Here is a 16,369-nt window from a genome sequence, read left to right as displayed (position 1 = left end):
CGACAGCCGCCGGGCTAGCCCAGGTCGGCGAGCCGCCGGGCCCAGTCGCCACCGATCGGGTCCAGCTCGACGATCCGGGTGTCGTCGTCGCGGCGGTCGATGCGGACCCGTAGGTGCGCGTCGACCAACTGCTCCACCAGGCCCTCACCCCACTCGACCACCGTCACCGAGTCGTCCACCGAGGCGTCGAGGTCCAGGTCGTCGATCTCGGCGCGCGGGTCGGTGGCGTCACCCAGCCGGTACGCGTCGGCGTGCACCAGAGCGACCCGGCCACCCCGGGCCGGATCGGGGCGGTGCACCCGGGCGATCACGAAGGTCGGCGAGGTGATGTCGCCGACGACACCGAGCCCGGCGCCGACGCCCTGGGTGAGCGCGGTCTTGCCGGCGCCCAGCGGACCGGTCAACAACACCAGGTCGCCGGCCCGCAGCAGCCCGGCCAGGCGTCGGCCGAACTCCCGAGTGTCCTCGACGGTCGGCAGCTTGACGACGTGACTCACCGTTCCTCCGGCTTCCCCAGTGACTCCAGGAACCGCGCGAGCGCGGCATTGACCTCGTCGGCGTGCTCCAGCATCACCACGTGACCACTGTCCTTGATCTTGACGAACTCGGCGTGTGGCAGCCGCCGGACGATCTCCTCGGAGTGGACCACCGGGGTGATCATGTCCTTGTCGCCGACCACCACCAGCACCGGCGTCGCGGCCAACGCCGCCAGAGCCGGGAAGCGCGAGTGGGTGGCCAGGGTCCGCAGGTAGCGGGTCACCGTGTCGGCCGACGTCCGAGAATTCATCGTCTCCACGTAGGACACCAGCGCCGGGCTGGGCTTGCGGGTGCCGAAGCCGTACTTGCGGGTCAGCAGCCAGGCCACGTTCGACGTCGACTTGCGGGCCTTGTCGATCACCGGCCCGCCGTAGCGGGTGGCGTTGCTGACCATGTAGAGCACCGGGCCGCCGACCCGGCCGAGCAGCGCGGGCGCGACCAGCTTGGTCTCCGCGACGAGCCCGCCCGAGGTGGCCATCAGGACGGTGCCCACCACCCGGTCACCGAACAGCTCGGGAAACAACTCGGCGAACGCCATGATGGTCATGCCGCCCATCGAGTGGCCGACAAGCACCAACGGCCCGTCCGGGGCGGTGCGGTCGATCACCTCGCGCAGCGTCCGGCCGAGCACCGCGAGGTCGTACTCCCCGGTCTCCAGCCGGCCGGACCGACCGTGACCCGGCTGGTCGTACGCCACGATCCGGTGGTCGCCACGGGCGGCGAGCATCTGACGTTGGAAGTGGAACGTGCCCATGTCCAGGCAGAAGCCGTGCACCAGCACCACCGTCGGGTGCCCCGGCACCGGCCGGGTCGGCTCGACCACCTCGACGTGGATGTCCGTGCCGTCCGGCAACGCCAGGCGGAACGCCTCGTCGTACCGCTGCTCGCCGAACGCCTCGTGCGCGTAGCGGTCGGCCGGGTCGGCCTTGAGCCGGCGGACCAGGGTGCGCTCGGTCGCCACCCCGGCCGCCAGGCCCGCCGCGGCCACCCCCACCGCGGCGCCGACGATCCCCGCGACCCGGCCCACCGCGGTCCGCGGACGCGGAATGCGATAGCTCATGGCCGCTCGCCGTCATAGACCCGGGGCACCCGCGTGCTGCCGAACCGGGTCACGATCTCGTAGTTGATCGTGCCGACCGCCTCGGCCCAGTCGTCGGCTGTCGGCTCGCCGTCGGCGCCGCTGCCGAAGAGGGTCGCCACGTCGCCGTCCGCCACCGGGTCGTCGCCGCAGTCGAGCACGAACTGGTCCATGCAGACCCGCCCCGAGATCGTCCGCCGTACGCCGCCGAGCTGCACCGGCCCGGTGTTGGAGGCGTGCCGGGGAACCCCGTCGGCGTATCCGAGCGGGACCACGGCCAGGTTCGCGTCGGATTCCGTGGTGTAGGTGTGCCCGTAGGAGACCCCGGTGCCGGCGGGCACCCGCTTGGTGAGCATCACCCGGGCGCGGGCGGTCATCGCCGGCCGCAGCCCGTACGTCTCACCGGCCACCGGGGAGAGGCCGTAGATGGCCAGACCGGGGCGGACCAGGTCGAAGTGGGTGTCCGGGCGGGTCAGGGTGGCCGCCGAGTTGGCGAGGTGCCGCCAGCGCGGTCGCAGCCCCGCCCGCTCGACCATGGCCAGCCCCTCGTGGAAGACGGCCAGTTGACGGTCGATGGTGGGGTGGCCGGGCAGGTCCGCGTACACGAAGTGGCTCCACACGCCGACCACCTCGACCAGGCCGTCGGCCTGCGCCTTCGCGGCGGCGTCCAGCAGCGCCGGCCAGTCGGCGACTGTCGCCCCGCCCCGGGACAGCCCGGTGTCGATCTTCAGGTGCAGGCGGACGGGGCGCCCGGCGAGCCGGCTCGCCTGGAGCATCTCGTCCAGTTGCGACAGGCTGGCCGCGCTCAGGTCCACCCCGGCGCTGACCCCCTCGTGCAGCGGCAGGCCGGGCGCGAGCAGCCAGGCCAGCACCGGCTGGGTCACGCCGGCCCGGCGCAGGGTGAGCGCCTCGTCGAGGGTGCAGACACCGAGCCAGTCCGCGCCGGCGTCGAGGGCCGCGCGAGCGGCCGGGAGCATGCCGTGGCCGTACCCGTCGGCCTTTACCACCGCCATCAGCTCGGCGGTGGTGCCGGAGCGGAGTCTGCCCACGTTCTCGCGGATCGCGTCAAGATCGACGCGTACCTCGGCCTGCCACATACGCCCAGCCTACTTTCCGCCGTGATCACCGGGGGCGGCGACGCGCGCCCTCAGACCCCGACCCGACCGGAACGGCCCGATCAGCCCAGCCGGGCGACAACCGGGCGAAGGGCGGTCACCACGTCGGGCGCGGTCACCGGCCCACCCCGGGCCGCCTCCCGGCCGGCGAGCCCGTGCAGGTACGCGGCCGCGGCGGCGGCCCGATCGGCGGGCACCCCGGCCGCCAGCAGCGAGCCGAGCAGCCCGGCCAGCACGTCGCCGGTGCCCCCGGTGGCCAGGGCCGGGGAGCCGGTCGGGTTGACGTACGCCCGACCGTCCGGCGTGCCGATCACCGTGCGGTCACCCTTGAGCAGCACCACCGCGTTCATCCAGGCGGCCAGCCGCAGCGCGGCGCCGACCCGGTCGGCGCCGGGCTCCTCACCGCACAGCCGGGTGAACTCACGATCGTGCGGGGTGACCACGATCGGCGCGTCCCGACCGCGCAGCCGGTCGGCGAGCGAGCCGTCCACCAGCAGGGTCAGCGCGTCGGCGTCGAGCACCACCGGGACCGCGGTGGCCAGCACGGCGCGCAACTCGGCCGCCGCCTCCGCGCCGGTGCCCAGCCCGGAGCCGCAGACCCAGGCCTGCGCCCGGCCCGCGTCGGCGACCCGCGCACTGGCGATCACCGAGGGGTGCTGGTGCAGCACCTCGGCGCGGGCGCCGCCGGCGTAGCGGACCAGGCCGGTCGGCCCGGCCAGGGCGCCGCCCACGGAGAGCACCGCCGCACCCGGGTAGGTCGCCGAGCCGGTCGCGACCCCCACCACGCCCCGCGTGTACTTCTCCGACGCCGGGCCCAGCTTCGGCCACCAGTCGACCAGGTCGGACCACTCGGTGACCAGCAGCGCCGGGGTGCCCCGCAGCCACTGCCGCAACCCGATGTCGACAAGCTCCACCTGCCCGGCCAGGGCGGCGGCCGGCCCGACCACCAGGGCGGGCTTCAGCGCGCCGAACGCCACAGTCACGTCGGCGTGGACCGCGTCCGGCCGGCCGGACGCGGCCAGCGGCACGTGCCCGGTGTCCACCGCGACACCGCTCGGCACGTCCACCGCCAGCACCGTGGCCCGGTTGCCGTCGCGCCCGCGCAGCTCACCGAGCCGCTGGACCACCTCGTCCGCACCCGCCCGCAGCCCGCCGGTGCCCCCGATGCCGACGATGCCGTCGAGAACCAGGTCGACCGGGCCGTCGGGCTGGTCCACAAGTCGACCACCGGCGGCCCGCAGCGCGGCCAGCCCCGCCGCGTGCGCACGCCCGGGGGTGAGGAGCAGCGCGGACACCTCGACACCCCGGCGGGCCAGTCGCTCCCCGGCGTACAACGCGTCGCCGCCGTTGTCGCCCGAGCCGACCAGCAGCAACACCCGACCGCCGTAGACCCCGCCGCGCTCGGTGAGCAGCAGCGCGGCCCTGCGGGCCAGCCCGGCGGCGGCCCGCTGCATCAGCGTCCCCTCCGGCAGCGTGCCCATCAGCCCCGCCTCGGCCGCCCGTACGTCGGCCACCCGCCACACCGATCTCATGCCACCGTGTCCCCATCCGCTCGCGGGTGGACCCGACTGGCCCGCCCGGTCGACGTCACCGTTCCGCGACCACCATCGCCGACGCGATCCCCCCGTCGTGCGACAACGAGAGGTGCCAGTGGTTGACCCCGCGCGCCTCGGCCGCCGCCGCCACGGTGCCGGCGACGGCCAGCCAGGGACGGCCGTCCGGGTCGGCCATGATCTCGCAGTCGTGCCAGCTCAGCCCGGCCGGAGCGCCGAGCGCCTTGGCCACGGCCTCCTTGGCGGCGAACCGCGCGGCGAGCGACTCCGGTGGGCGCGGGCTGCCGGAGCGGGTGTGCCGCTCGGCGGTGGTGAAGAGTCGGTCGGCGAGCAGCGGCGTCCGGGCCAGGGCTCCGGCGAACCGGTCGACCAGGACCACGTCGATGCCGACAGCGACGATCACCACACCACCCTACCGGCGGCCGGGGGTCGCAGATTAGCCGTCGGGTTCGCGGTGGGCAACGCCTGTGGACAAGCCGGGGTACGGCCCGCCGCCCGCCGTCCACAGGGCATCGCCGGGGCCGCCGAGCCCGCCTAGCGTCAGCGCGTCGATACCGATCGTGCACGGGGGTGTGGTCATGACCGAAGAGCTGTTCGCCGTCCGGCCGGAGGAGCTGCGGGCGGTCGCCGGCACGCTCGACGACGAGGCACACCGGCTGGCGTTGGGCCTCGCGCGGGTGCCCGGGCTGCTGGTGGCCGCGCCGCAGTGGCGAGCCGGCGCGGCTCTGGCCGGGCTGGAGGCGGCCGGGCACGCCTGGTTCTGCCGCCTGGGTGCCCGGGTCGCGGCGACCTCCGGTGGGGTCCGGGCGGCGGCCGAGGCGTACGAGACGGTGGACGACCGGGCCGCCGACCGGTTCGCCGCGCTGCCCCGGTGAGCAGCGTCGGCTACCGGCAACTGTGGGCTGCCGATCCGGGTGGCTGGCGGTCCGCCGGTGCCGCGTGGGCCGGCTTGACCGGGCCGGTCGACCGACGGGTCGGCGAGCTGGGTGGGGCCGGCACGCGGCTGCGGGGCGGTTGGTCCGGTGCGGCGGCCACGGCGGCGGGCACCCGGCTCGCCGGTCTGCGTGACGAGCTGACCTCGATCGTGCCCGCACTGATCGAGGTCGACCAGGTGCTGGCCGAGTTGGCCGGCCGACTGACGGTCGCGAAGGCGCGGCTCGCCGAGGCGGTCGCCCTGGCGGACGCGGGCGGACTGGTGGTGGACCGGTCGGGCGGGGTGCACGTCGATCCCGCCCGGGCCCGGCCGACCGAGCGGCCCGGCGTGGCGGCGGCTCGGGTCGCGGCCGCTCTGCGCGCCGCGCTCGACGGGGCCGGGGCGGCAGACCGGGTCGCCGCCGACCGACTGGACGAGCTGGCCCAGGCCGCCGCCTCCGGCTGGGCGTCCCCGCCACCACCGGGTCGGCCGGCGGCCGGTGCCGCACCGGCGCTGGTCCGCGCCTGGTGGTCCGGAATGACGCCGGCGCAGCGCCGGTGGCTGATCGGGCACGAGAGTGCTCTTGTCGGCCGGCTGGACGGGGTGCCGGTGGCCGCCCGGGACCAGGCCAACCGGTTGCGGCTCGGGGTCTGGCGCGCGGAGTTGCTGGCGGAGCGGCGACGGTTGCTGACCCGGGTGCCGCCGGGGCCGCTCGCGGCGGTCCGCCTGCACGGGCTGGCCGGGCGGTTGGCCGGTCTGGACACGTTGGCCGGGCGACTGACGGCGGGGGGCGAGCCGCGGGCGTTCCTGCTCGGGTTGGATCCGGCCGGTGAGGGCCGGGTGGTGCTGGCGCTCGGCGACCCGGACCACGCCGACCGGGTGCTGACCTACGTGCCGGGGACGACCGCCGGTCTCGGCGACGCTCCCGGTCAGTTGGGCAGGGCGGCGCGCGTGCTGGACCGGTGCGTCGCGCTCGCGCCAAGTGAGCGCAGCGCGGCGGTGCTCTGGTTGGACTACGACGCCCCGGATTTTTTGACCGAGGCCGCCTCGGCACGCCAGGCCCGCGACGCCGGCCCGGCGCTGCACCGCTTCCAGGAAGGGCTGCGGGTCAGCCACGAGGGGTCGCCGGCCCGGCAGACCGTGCTCGGGCACAGCTACGGGTCGCTGGTGGTCGGGACGGCCGCCCGGGAGCACGGGCTGGCCGCCGACGCGCTGCTCTTCGTCGGCTCGCCCGGGGTCGGCGCGTCGCACGCCGCCGAGTTGGGCGTGCCACCCGGGGAGGTCTGGGCGAGCAAGGCCCCCGACGACGTGATCCGCAAGGCCCGCCCGGTGGGCGAGCTGGGCCTGCGCACCCCGCTCAGCGCGGCCCAACTGGCCGCCGTGCTGGGCTGGCCCGACCGGGTCTCGCACGAGCTGTGGTTCGGTCACGATCCGTCGGATCCGGGGTTCGGTGGTCGGGTCTTCGCCAGCGGGCGCGGCGGGCACAGCGGTTACTGGGACCCGGGCAATCCCGCGTTGGACGGGATGGCCCGGGTCGTGTTGGGCCAGGGCGTTTCGGGTGGCTGAGGGCCTACTCGACGGTGACCGACTTGGCCAGGTTGCGGGGCTGGTCCACGTCGTGCCCACGGGCGGCGGCGATCTCGGCGGCGAGCACCTGCAACGGCACCGTGGTGACGAGCGGGGCCAGCAGGGTCGGCGTACGCGGCACGTAGATCAGGTGATCGGCGTACCGGACGACGGCCTCGTCACCCTCCTCCGCGATCACGATGGTCCGCGCGCCGCGCGCCCGGACCTCCTGGATGTTGGAGACGACCTTGTCGTGCAGCATGCCCCGGCCCACCGGCGAGGGCACCACGCAGATCACCGGAGTGCCCTCGTCGATCAGGGCGATCGGGCCGTGCTTCAGCTCGCCGGCGGCGAAGCCCTCGGCGTGCATGTACGCCAGCTCCTTGAGCTTCAGCGCACCCTCCAGGGCCACCGGGTAGCCGACGTGCCGGCCGATGAACAGCACGGTGGGCTCGGCCTTCAACTCCCGGGCCAGCTCACGGACGGGCTCGATCCGGTCGAGCAGCTCCCGCAGCTTGCCCGGGATCTCCTGCAACTGCGCGACGACCGCGCCCACCTCGTCGGCGAACTTGATCCCGCGCACCTGGGCCAGGTGCAGGCCGATCAGATAGCAGGCGACGACCTGGGTGAGGAACGCCTTGGTCGACGCGACGGCGATCTCCGGCCCGCCGTGGGTGTAGAGCACGGCGTCCGACTCGCGGGGGATGGTCGAGCCGTTGGTGTTGCAGATCGCCAGCACCCGGGCCTTCTGCTCCTTGGCGTGGCGCAGCGCCATCAGGGTGTCCATCGTCTCGCCGGACTGCGAGATCACCACGATCAGCGTGGACCGGTCGAGCACCGGGTCGCGGTAGCGGAACTCGCTGGCCAGCTCCACCTCGCAGGGGATCCGCGTCCAGTGCTCGATGGCGTACTTGGCGACCATGCCGGCGTGGTACGCGGTGCCGCAGGCCACGATGAAGATCTTGTCGACGTCGCGCAGATCCTGGTCGCTGAGGCGGACCTCGTCCAGGGCGATCTCACCGGTCTCGGTGAGCCGGCCGAGCAGCGTGTCGGCGATGGCCTGCGGCTGCTCCTCGATCTCCTTGAGCATGAACCAGTCGTAGCCGCCCTTCTCGGCCGACGAGGAGTCCCAGTCGATGTGGAAGTCCTTGCCGGCGGCGGGCTGGCCGTCGAAGTCGGTGATCTCGATGCTGTCGCCGGTGATCAGGACGATCTGGTCCTGGCCCAGCTCCACCGCTTCCCGGGTGTGCTCGATGAACGCGGCCACGTCGCTGGCCAGGTAGTTTTCCCCCTCGCCCCGGCCGACCACGAGTGGCGAGTTGCGCCGGGCGCCGACGACCGCGCCGGGCACGGAGGCGTCGACGGCGAGCAGGGTGAACGCGCCTTCCAGTCGCTGGCAGACCACGCGCATGCCGGCGGCGAGCAACTGCGGGCCGTCCGGCTGACCGGCGGCGCGCAGGTCGGCCAGCGCGGCGGCGAGCAGGTGCGCGGCGCACTCGGTGTCGGTGTCGCTGGTGAACTGGACGCCCTCGGCCTCCAGCTCGCCACGGAGCTTGGCGAAGTTTTCGATGATGCCGTTGTGGATCACCGCGACCCGTCCGTCGCCGGCGACGTGCGGGTGGGCGTTGCGGTCGGTCGGCCCGCCGTGGGTGGCCCACCGGGTGTGCCCGATGCCGGTGGTGCCGTCACCGATGCCGATCGGGCTGGCCGCGCAGGAGGTCGGGTCGTCGGCGGCCCGCTCGGACAGCAGCTTCTCCAGGTTGGCCAGCTTGCCGGCCTTCTTCTCGGTCAGCAGCTGGTCGTCGCAGACGATGGCGACGCCCGCCGAGTCGTAGCCGCGGTATTCCAACCGCCGCAGCCCGTCGAGCACGATCCCCAGTGCGGGGCGCGCGCCCGCGTATCCCACGATTCCACACATGGCCCGCAGCCTAACCCAGCTTCACTCATCATGGGTGCTCGAAAGTCGGGTTATCAATCACGGAATCTGAGCGATCGGGGCGTCGGCGGGTCACAACGGGACGAGCTTCCCGGCTCCCATCACGCCCAGCCTCGGAGGGCGGGGCTGGGCCTCGCGCGGGTGGTGGCCGTAGGCTGGCGCAGGTGACGAGCACCGATGTCGACCCGCTGGTGGCCCGGATGCGGCCGTTCGGCACGACGATCTTCGCCGAGATGTCCGCCCTCGCCACCCGGACCGGCGCGGTCAACCTCGGCCAGGGCTTCCCCGACACCGACGGCCCACCGGAGATGCTCGCCGCCGCCGTCGAGGCGCTGCGCGGCGGGCAGAACCAGTACCCGCCCGGCCCGGGGATCCCCGCCCTGCGCGCGGCCGTCGCGGCCCACCAACTGCGGTTCCACGACCTGTCGTACGACCCGGACGGCGAGATCGTCATCACCGCCGGCGCGACGGAGGCGGTCGCGGCGAGCATCCTCGCCCTGTGCGAGCCGGGCGACGAGGTGGTCTGCTTCGAGCCGTACTACGACTCGTACGCCGCCTCGATCGCACTGGCCGGCGCGGTCCGGCGGCCGGTGACCCTGCGCCCCACGGCCGACGGCCGGTACGCCTTCGACCCGGCGGCACTACGCGCGGCGTTCGGCCCACGGACCCGGCTGGTGCTGCTCAACTCACCGCACAACCCGACCGGCAAGGTCTTCACCCCGGCGGAGCTGGCGCTGGTCGCCGAGCTGTGCCAGGAGCACGACACCTACGCGGTCACCGACGAGGTGTACGAGCACCTGGTCTTCACCGACGCGGCGAACCCGCACGTGCCGCTGGCCACCCTGCCCGGGATGCGGGAGCGGACGCTGCGCATCTCGTCCGCGGGCAAGACGTTCTCCTGCACGGGCTGGAAGATCGGCTGGGCGAGCGGCCCGGCGGCGCTGGTCTCGGCGGCGCTGCGGGTGAAGCAGTTCCTCACCTACGTCAACGCGGCCCCGCTGCAACCGGCGGTCGCCGTGGCGCTGGCCCTGCCGGACGACTACTACACCGGTTTCCGGGACAGCCTGCAACAGCGGCGTGACCAGCTCGTCGGCGGTCTCACCGACGCCGGGTTCGAGGTGCTCGACTCGGAGGGGACATACTTCGTCACCGCCGACATCACCGCCCTCGGCGGCCGGGACGGGGTGGAGTTCTGCCGCTCGCTGCCGGAGCGCTGCGGCGTGGTGGCCGTGCCGACGCAGGTCTTCTACGACGACGTCGAGGCGGGCCGGCGACTGGTCCGCTTCGCCTTCTGCAAGCGCCCCGAGGTGCTGACCGAGGCGGTCAGCCGGCTGCGCGGCCTGCGCGAGCGCCACTGACCGACGCGGTGCCGACCGGCGCGGTCAGCCGGCCGCACGGGCCGGGCCGGTGCCGTCCGGCACTGCGGGCGACGCGACGTCGGCGACGGACGCCGCGATCTCCGACGGTGCGACGGCCAGGGTGGCGAGCAGCGCGCCACCGTCGGCCAGCAGCACCGCCTCGGCGTCGTTGACGAAGGCGAGGTCGGCCTCGACGTGCCGGCTCGCCGCGGCGAGCAGCAGCCCGACCACCGGGTCACCGGCCTTGCGGCGCAACCCGTCGAGGTTGCGCAGTTCGCGCAGCAGGTGCCCGCGTTGGTTGCTGAGCACGGTGCGGACGGTCTGCGCGGAGCCCGATCGGGCGGCGGCGGTGACCTTGAGGAAGAAGTCGTCCCGGAAACCGCCACTGCGCGGGCTCGGCTCGTCGAGCCAGCGGGCGAGCTCGGCCCGACCGGCGGCAGTGATCTGGTAGACGACCCGGTCCGGCTTCACCGGCTGGGCCTGCCGCTCGGCGACCACCAGGCTGTCCCGGGAGAGCCGGTCGAGGATCTGGTACAGGTGGCCGATGTTGAGCGGCCCCCACTGTGGACCGGTGGCGGCCTCGAAGGCGCCCTTCAGCTCGTAGCCGTAGCTCGGGCCGCGTGCGAGCAGCGCCAGAACCGCGTGCTGGATGGCCACTGTCTCCTCCGATTCCACTGACCAACGGGCCAGGTCTTGAATTGTGACAATGTAGCGCGCAGAGTGTGGGGTAGCACACGGGGAGGCGCGACATGCTCGGGTTCATCTGGGCGCAGCTACGCGGCCGTGCGGGCCGGTCGGTGGCACTGCTGGCGGGCGTGTTGGTGGCGACCACCGGCTTCGTCGTCCTGACCGGTGCCACCACCACCTCCCGCCTTAAAGTCACAGGTGCGCTGGAGCGCAACACCCGGGCCGCCTACGACATCCTGGTCCGTCCGCCGGGGACGCGCACGCCGCTGGAGGCCGAGCGTGGGCTGGTCCGCCCGAACTACCTCTCCGGCCTGTTCGGCGGCATCACTCCCGCGCAGTACGAGCAGGTGAAGCAGGTCGGCGGTGTCGACGTGGCCGCGCCGATCGCCATGCTGGGTTACTCCACCTCGTCGGTGTCGGTCCGGTTCGACCTGACCGACGCGGTCGACCGCTCCCTTGATCAGCAGGTCATTCGACTCGATCCCACCTTCACCGCCGAGCGCGGGCTCACCACCGCCCCGAGCCACCCACGCTACGTGTACGTGACCAAGCGCCCCCTGCTCCACCCCGAGGGAAAGTACACCCCGAACGATTCCTCGATCCCGTACTCGGACGGCCGGATGTACCCGTACGACATGGCGTGCGGGGATGTCCCACGGGAGGTGCTTCCGAACGGACAGAGCCAGCCGATCTGCGACCCACACCTGGCCCCGGAATCGGGGAACGGCTGGGTCTCCGAACGGGAGAGCTGGAGCGTCGACACCGTCCGGCTGTTGCCCGACGGGCGCTTCGAGGAGAGCCGCTGGTCTTCCGGTCGCGCCAAACGCGTGGCCACCGACCGACTGGTGGCCACCTACCGGGTGACGGTGCCGTTCCTACTGGCCGCCGTCGACCCCGACGCGGAGCAGCGCCTCGTCGGCCTCGACGAGGCGGTGACCGAGGGTCGCTCTCTCCGGGCCGACGACACGGCCACCGACACTCACCGCCCGCCGTATGCGCCCGAGCGGTCCATCCCGGTGTTGACCACCAGCCGCCCCTACCTCGACGTCACCGTGCGGTCCGCCCTCACCCGGCTGCCGCAGGCGCGGCCCGCCGGGCTGGGCATCCCCGACCTGAAGCAGACGCTGGACGACGCAACCGGGGTCGGGGCTGGGACCGACGAGTACGCGTTGGCCGACGGGTATCGCGACCTGCTCGCCGAGGGGATCTCCCCGACCGCCTGCTGCCGGGGTGAGTTGCAGACGATCGTTCAAGCGGGTGCCCCGGAGTACGACCAACTTTTTGACAGCACTCTCCGTGCTGTCCCGCGGCCGGCGTCGGATCCCGCGGCCTACGTCGGCGAGAACATCTACAGCTTCAACGGCCGTCCGTGGTCGACCGATGACAACGGCTTCCGCCCGCTGACCGCGCTGCCCGTGCAGCCGCCGGGCTCAGTCCTTCAGGTACGGGATTGGCGGACCGTCGGTATCTTCGATCCGGACAAGCTGAGCGGCTTCAGCGACCTGTCCTGGGTGCCGTTGGAGACGTACGAGCCGCCCCGCGTCGACGGCGCCGACAAGCGCAGCCGTCAGGCGTTGGGTGAGCGGCCGCTGGAGCCGAGCGGCAACCCGGCCGGTTACCTCTCCTCACCACCACAACTGCTCACCAGCCTGGCCGCGGTGCCGAAGCTGCTGGAGGGCAGCGCCTCCCCCACCCGGACGGCGCCGATCAGCGCGATCCGGGTCCGGGTCGCCGACGTCGACGGCTACACCGAACGGTCCGCCGAGCGGGTCCGGCTCATCGCCGAGCGGATCGCCGACACGACCGGGCTGGACGTCGATCTCACCTTCGGCTCGTCGCCCGCGCCGCAGACCGTCGAGCTGTCCGCGGGCTCGTTCGGCCGGCCCGAGCTGCGGCTGATCGAGCCGTGGTCCGCCCTCGGGGTGGCCTCGGTGATCACCAAGGCGGTCGACCGCAAGAGCCTCGTACTCTTCGGGCTGGTGCTTGTGGTCTGCGGGCTGTTCCTCGGCAACGCGGTCTCCGCCGCCGTCCGGGACCGGCGTCCCGAGTTGGCGGTGCTCTCCTGCCTGGGCTGGTCGGCACGCCGGATCGCGGCGCTGATCCTCGGCGAGGTGGCCGCACTGGGGCTGGCCGCCGGCCTGCCCGCCCTCGGGCTGGCGTTCCCGCTGGCCGCCGCACTGGACATCGGGATCGGCTGGCGGCAGGCGGCGCTCGCCGTACCGGTGGCTCTGCTGCTGGCGCTGGTGGCGGGCCTGGTGCCGGCGCTGCGGGCCGCGGGCGCCCACCCGGCCGCCGCCCTGCGGCCCCTGGCCGCCCCGGCCCGGTGGGTACGGCGACCCCGCGGCCTGTTCGGCATGGCCCTGGTCAACCTGGTCCGCACGCCGGGGCGCACCCTGCTCGGGGCCGGCGCGCTGGGCCTCGGGCTGGCCGCGTTGACCCTGGTCACCGCCGCCGCCTACGCCTTCCAGGGCGCGATCGTCGGCAACCTGCTCGGCGACACCGTTTCGCTGAGCGTGCGCGGTGCGGACACCCTGGCCGCGGTCGTCACCGTCCTGCTGGGTGCCGGTGCCGTCGCCGACGTGCTGTACCTGAACGTCCGGGACCGCGCCGCGGAGTTGTCCACGCTGCGCGCGATCGGGTGGACGGATGCGGCGCTGGGCCGCCTGGTGGGTTACGAAGGGCTTCTGATCGGCGCGCTCGGGGCGGTGGCCGGGGCGGGGATCGGGCTCGCCGGGGCCGCCTGGCTGGTCGGCGCTCTGCCGACCGACCTGGTCCTGGTCGCCGCCTCGGTGGCGCTCGGCGGGGTGGTGGTCACCTGTCTCGCGGCGCTCGTGCCGGCCGCGTTGCTGCGCCGGCTCCCGACCGCACGGCTACTGGCGGAGGAGTGACGATGGAGACAACGACGGGCAGCATGGTCCGGACGCTCGGGCTGCACCGGCAGTTCCGCAGCGGCGCCGAGCGGCTGACCGCGGTCGACGACGTCTCACTGGAGATCAGGGCCGGGTCGGTGGTGGCGCTCACCGGTCCCAGCGGCTCCGGCAAGTCGACACTGCTGCACCTGATCGGCGCCATCGAGCAGGCCGACAGCGGCACCGTCACTGTCGACGACGTGGAGATCACGGCGCTGCGCCGGGCCGCGCTGGCCCGGTACCGGCAGCGGGTGGGTTTCGTCTTCCAGCGCTACCACCTGCTGCCAGCGTTGACCGTGCTGGACAACGTGATCGCCCCGGTGTTGCCGCGACGCGGTCGAGCCGACCACGCGGCACGAGCCCGGGAGCTGCTCGACGCGGTCGGCCTGGCCGGGCGGGAGCGGGCCGTGCCGGCGCAGCTCTCCGGCGGTCAGCAGCAGCGGGTCGCCATCGCCCGCGCCCTGATGGGCGCGCCGGGGCTGCTGCTGGCCGACGAGCCGACCGGAAACCTCGACTCCACCACCGGCGGGCAGATCCTCGACCTGCTGCTCGACCTGCGCGACCGGCACGGCATGACCATCCTGCTGGCCACCCACGAACAGGCGATCGCCGCCCGCTGCGACCGGTTGGTCCGGCTCGCCGACGGCCGGGTGGTCGAGGATCTCGACCTCACCGACGGCGAGGACCCGGCCGACACGTACGAGCGGGCGGCCCGGCTACGGCTGTGACACCCCAGGGCGTCAGGCGGGGCTCGCGGTGCGGACCAGCTCGGCGATGCGCTCGGCGACCTCGCGGGCGGTCTGCTCGGTGGCGGCCTCGACCATCACCCGGACCAGCGGCTCGGTGCCCGACGGGCGCAGCAGCACCCGACCGGTCTCGCCCAGCTCCGCCTCGGCCCGCTCGACCTCGGCACGGACAGCGGGTGCGGCGGCGCCGACGGTCCGGTCGCCGACCGGCACGTTGATCAGCACCTGGGGCAGCTTGGTGACCACCGAGGCCAACTCGGCGAGCGACTGGCCGGTGGCGGCCATCCGGGCCATCAGGTGCAGGCCGGTGAGCACCCCGTCGCCGGTGGTGGCGTGCGCGGGCATGACGATGTGGCCGCTCTGCTCCCCGCCGAGCGCCAGCCCGGAGGCGCGCAGGGCCTCCAGGACGTACCGGTCGCCGACCTTGGTCTCGATCAGCCGGATGCCCTGCGCGGACATGGCCAGTCGCAGGCCGAGGTTGCTCATCACCGTCGCGACCAGGGTGTCCTGGGTCAGCGTGCCGGCATCGCGCATGGCCAGCGCGAGGATCGCCATCACCTGGTCGCCGTCGACCTCGTCGCCGTCGGCGCTGACCGCCACGATCCGGTCGGCGTCACCGTCGTGGGCGATGCCCAGGTGGGCGCCGTGCTGGACCACTGCCTCACGCAGCGCCTCGATGTGATTGGAGCCGCACTCGTCGTTGATGTTGAGCCCGTTCGGCTCGGCGTGGATCGCCACGACCTCCGCGCCGGCTTCCCGGTAGGCGACCGGGGCGACCTCGGCGGCGGCACCGTTGGCGCAGTCGACCACGACCTTGATCCCGTCCAGCCGGTGCGGCACGGCGCCGACCAGGTGTTGGACGTAGTGGTCGGCACCGTCGAGCAGGTCGTGCACCCGGCCGATGCCGGCACCTGTCGGCCGGTCCCAGGCGGTGGTGGCGTTGGCCTCCACGGCGGCCTCGATCTTCATCTCGATCTCGTCGGGCAGCTTGTGCCCGCCGGCGGCGAAGAGCTTGATGCCGTTGTCCGGCATCGGGTTGTGCGACGCGGAGAGCACCACGCCGAGGTCGGCCTTGGCCTCGGCGGTGAGGAACGCCACCGCGGGGGTGGGCAGCACGCCGACCCGCACCACGTTGGCACCGGCGCTGGTCAGGCCGGCGACCACGGCGGCCTCCAGCATCTCGCCACTGGCCCGGGTGTCGCGGCCCACGACGGCCAGCGGCGGATGGCTGCGGTCCGTCTCGGCGAGCGTGTGCGCGGCGGCCACCGCGAGCGCCAGCGCCAACTCCGGGGTGAGATCCGCGTTTGCCCGCCCGCGTACGCCGTCCGTGCCGAACAACCGACCCATACCCGCCAACCTCCGTGGTGCGCTGCCGAAGTGGAGAAAGCGAAACGGCCGGCTGCCTCCCCCGAATCGGGGGGAGGCGAACCGGCCGTCCGTCAGAAGTACAACGCGCTGGAAAAGATCAGCGCTTCGAGTACTGGGGAGCCTTACGGGCCTTCTTGAGGCCGTACTTCTTGCTCTCCTTGACCCGGGCGTCCCGGGTGAGGAAGCCGGCCTTCTTCAGGGCCGGGCGGTCATCGGGCTCGTTGACGATCAGCGCGCGGGCGATGCCCAGCCGCAACGCACCGGCCTGGCCGGTGGTGCCGCCGCCCCGCAGGTTGGCGATGATGTCGAACTGCTCGAGCTTCTCGGCGGTGACCAGCGGGTCCTTGATGAGCTGCTGGTGCACCTTGCTCGGGAAGTACGCCTCGAGGTCCTGGCCGTTGCAGGTGATCTTGCCGGTGCCCGGGACGATACGGACCCGGACGATGGCCTCCTTGCGGCGGCCCACGGTCTGGATCGGCCGGTCACCACGAGGCGCGCGGGCGACGGGCGCGGGCGCCTCGGTGGCCTCAGGGGCCTCAGGGGCTTCCTGGGCAACCTCGGGCTCGGTGGTGATGTCGGTCATGCTGCTTCCTTCGCCCGCGC

The 16,369-nt window shown here is 73.6% G+C and carries 14 protein-coding genes; 5 read left to right on the top strand and 9 right to left on the bottom strand.

Going from position 1 to position 16,369, the window contains the following annotated elements:
* Window positions 1-14: 14 nt before the first annotated feature.
* The 5 genes from tsaE to AB0B57_RS32785 all read right to left on the bottom strand — a co-directional run bounded on the left by tsaE (window position 15) and on the right by AB0B57_RS32785 (window position 4,686).
* Window positions 15-497, bottom strand: a complete 483-nt coding sequence (gene tsaE, locus AB0B57_RS32805; RefSeq protein ID WP_184178621.1) for a tRNA (adenosine(37)-N6)-threonylcarbamoyltransferase complex ATPase subunit type 1 TsaE — start codon at window positions 495-497, stop codon at window positions 15-17.
* On the bottom strand, window positions 494-1,597 hold the full coding sequence (locus AB0B57_RS32800) for an alpha/beta hydrolase (RefSeq protein WP_357078820.1): 1,104 nt from the start codon (window positions 1,595-1,597) through the stop codon (window positions 494-496). The genes tsaE and AB0B57_RS32800 overlap by 4 nt, the downstream gene beginning before the upstream one ends.
* Window positions 1,594-2,712, bottom strand: coding sequence for an alanine racemase (gene alr / locus AB0B57_RS32795; RefSeq protein ID WP_357078817.1), 1,119 nt, complete (start codon window positions 2,710-2,712; stop codon window positions 1,594-1,596). Before alr ends, AB0B57_RS32800 begins: the two co-directional genes overlap by 4 nt.
* 80 nt (window positions 2,713-2,792) lie before the next feature.
* Window positions 2,793-4,262, bottom strand: coding sequence for an NAD(P)H-hydrate dehydratase (locus tag AB0B57_RS32790; RefSeq protein ID WP_357078813.1), 1,470 nt, complete (start codon window positions 4,260-4,262; stop codon window positions 2,793-2,795).
* A gap of 55 nt (window positions 4,263-4,317) precedes the next feature.
* Window positions 4,318-4,686: a holo-ACP synthase gene (locus AB0B57_RS32785; protein ID WP_357078810.1), complete on the bottom strand. Its 369-nt coding sequence runs from the start codon at window positions 4,684-4,686 to the stop codon at window positions 4,318-4,320.
* Window positions 4,687-4,861: 175 nt separating this feature from the next.
* Here AB0B57_RS32785 and AB0B57_RS32780 point away from each other — a divergent pair, with 175 nt between their 5' ends.
* Window positions 4,862-5,158, top strand: coding sequence for a hypothetical protein (locus AB0B57_RS32780; protein WP_357078807.1), 297 nt, complete (start codon window positions 4,862-4,864; stop codon window positions 5,156-5,158).
* Window positions 5,155-6,762: an alpha/beta hydrolase gene (locus tag AB0B57_RS32775; RefSeq protein ID WP_357078804.1), complete on the top strand. Its 1,608-nt coding sequence runs from the start codon at window positions 5,155-5,157 to the stop codon at window positions 6,760-6,762. The genes AB0B57_RS32780 and AB0B57_RS32775 overlap by 4 nt, the downstream gene beginning before the upstream one ends.
* Window positions 6,763-6,766: 4 nt before the next feature.
* Here the strand turns inward: AB0B57_RS32775 and glmS are convergent, their stop codons facing one another.
* Window positions 6,767-8,680 (bottom strand): glutamine--fructose-6-phosphate transaminase (isomerizing), encoded by a 1,914-nt coding sequence (gene glmS / locus AB0B57_RS32770; RefSeq protein WP_357078801.1) that lies wholly within the window; start codon window positions 8,678-8,680, stop codon window positions 6,767-6,769.
* A 182-nt stretch (window positions 8,681-8,862) separates the two neighbouring features.
* Between glmS and AB0B57_RS32765 the strand changes: the two genes are divergently transcribed.
* Window positions 8,863-10,056: a pyridoxal phosphate-dependent aminotransferase gene (locus tag AB0B57_RS32765; protein WP_357078798.1), complete on the top strand. Its 1,194-nt coding sequence runs from the start codon at window positions 8,863-8,865 to the stop codon at window positions 10,054-10,056.
* 24 nt (window positions 10,057-10,080) lie between these two features.
* Here the strand turns inward: AB0B57_RS32765 and AB0B57_RS32760 are convergent, their stop codons facing one another.
* Window positions 10,081-10,713, bottom strand: a complete 633-nt coding sequence (locus AB0B57_RS32760) for a PadR family transcriptional regulator (RefSeq protein ID WP_357078795.1) — start codon at window positions 10,711-10,713, stop codon at window positions 10,081-10,083.
* 92 nt (window positions 10,714-10,805) lie between these two features.
* Between AB0B57_RS32760 and AB0B57_RS32755 the strand changes: the two genes are divergently transcribed.
* A complete protein-coding gene (locus tag AB0B57_RS32755; protein WP_357078792.1) occupies window positions 10,806-13,631 on the top strand; it encodes an FtsX-like permease family protein in 2,826 nt (941 codons plus the stop codon).
* A gap of 2 nt (window positions 13,632-13,633) precedes the next feature.
* Window positions 13,634-14,380: an ABC transporter ATP-binding protein gene (locus AB0B57_RS32750; RefSeq protein ID WP_357078789.1), complete on the top strand. Its 747-nt coding sequence runs from the start codon at window positions 13,634-13,636 to the stop codon at window positions 14,378-14,380.
* A gap of 12 nt (window positions 14,381-14,392) precedes the next feature.
* Here the strand turns inward: AB0B57_RS32750 and glmM are convergent, their stop codons facing one another.
* Both glmM and rpsI read right to left on the bottom strand, forming a co-directional pair.
* Window positions 14,393-15,745: a phosphoglucosamine mutase gene (gene glmM, locus AB0B57_RS32745; RefSeq protein WP_357078786.1), complete on the bottom strand. Its 1,353-nt coding sequence runs from the start codon at window positions 15,743-15,745 to the stop codon at window positions 14,393-14,395.
* 118 nt (window positions 15,746-15,863) lie between these two features.
* Window positions 15,864-16,349, bottom strand: a complete 486-nt coding sequence (gene rpsI, locus AB0B57_RS32740; protein ID WP_357078783.1) for a 30S ribosomal protein S9 — start codon at window positions 16,347-16,349, stop codon at window positions 15,864-15,866.
* Window positions 16,350-16,369: the final 20 nt, after the last annotated feature.

Source organism: Micromonospora sp. NPDC049101 (assembly GCF_040648675.1).
Taxonomy (GTDB): domain Bacteria; phylum Actinomycetota; class Actinomycetes; order Mycobacteriales; family Micromonosporaceae; genus Micromonospora.
The sequence above is the reverse complement of the archived record's forward strand: the minus strand, read 5'-3'. Positions and strand labels throughout refer to the sequence as shown.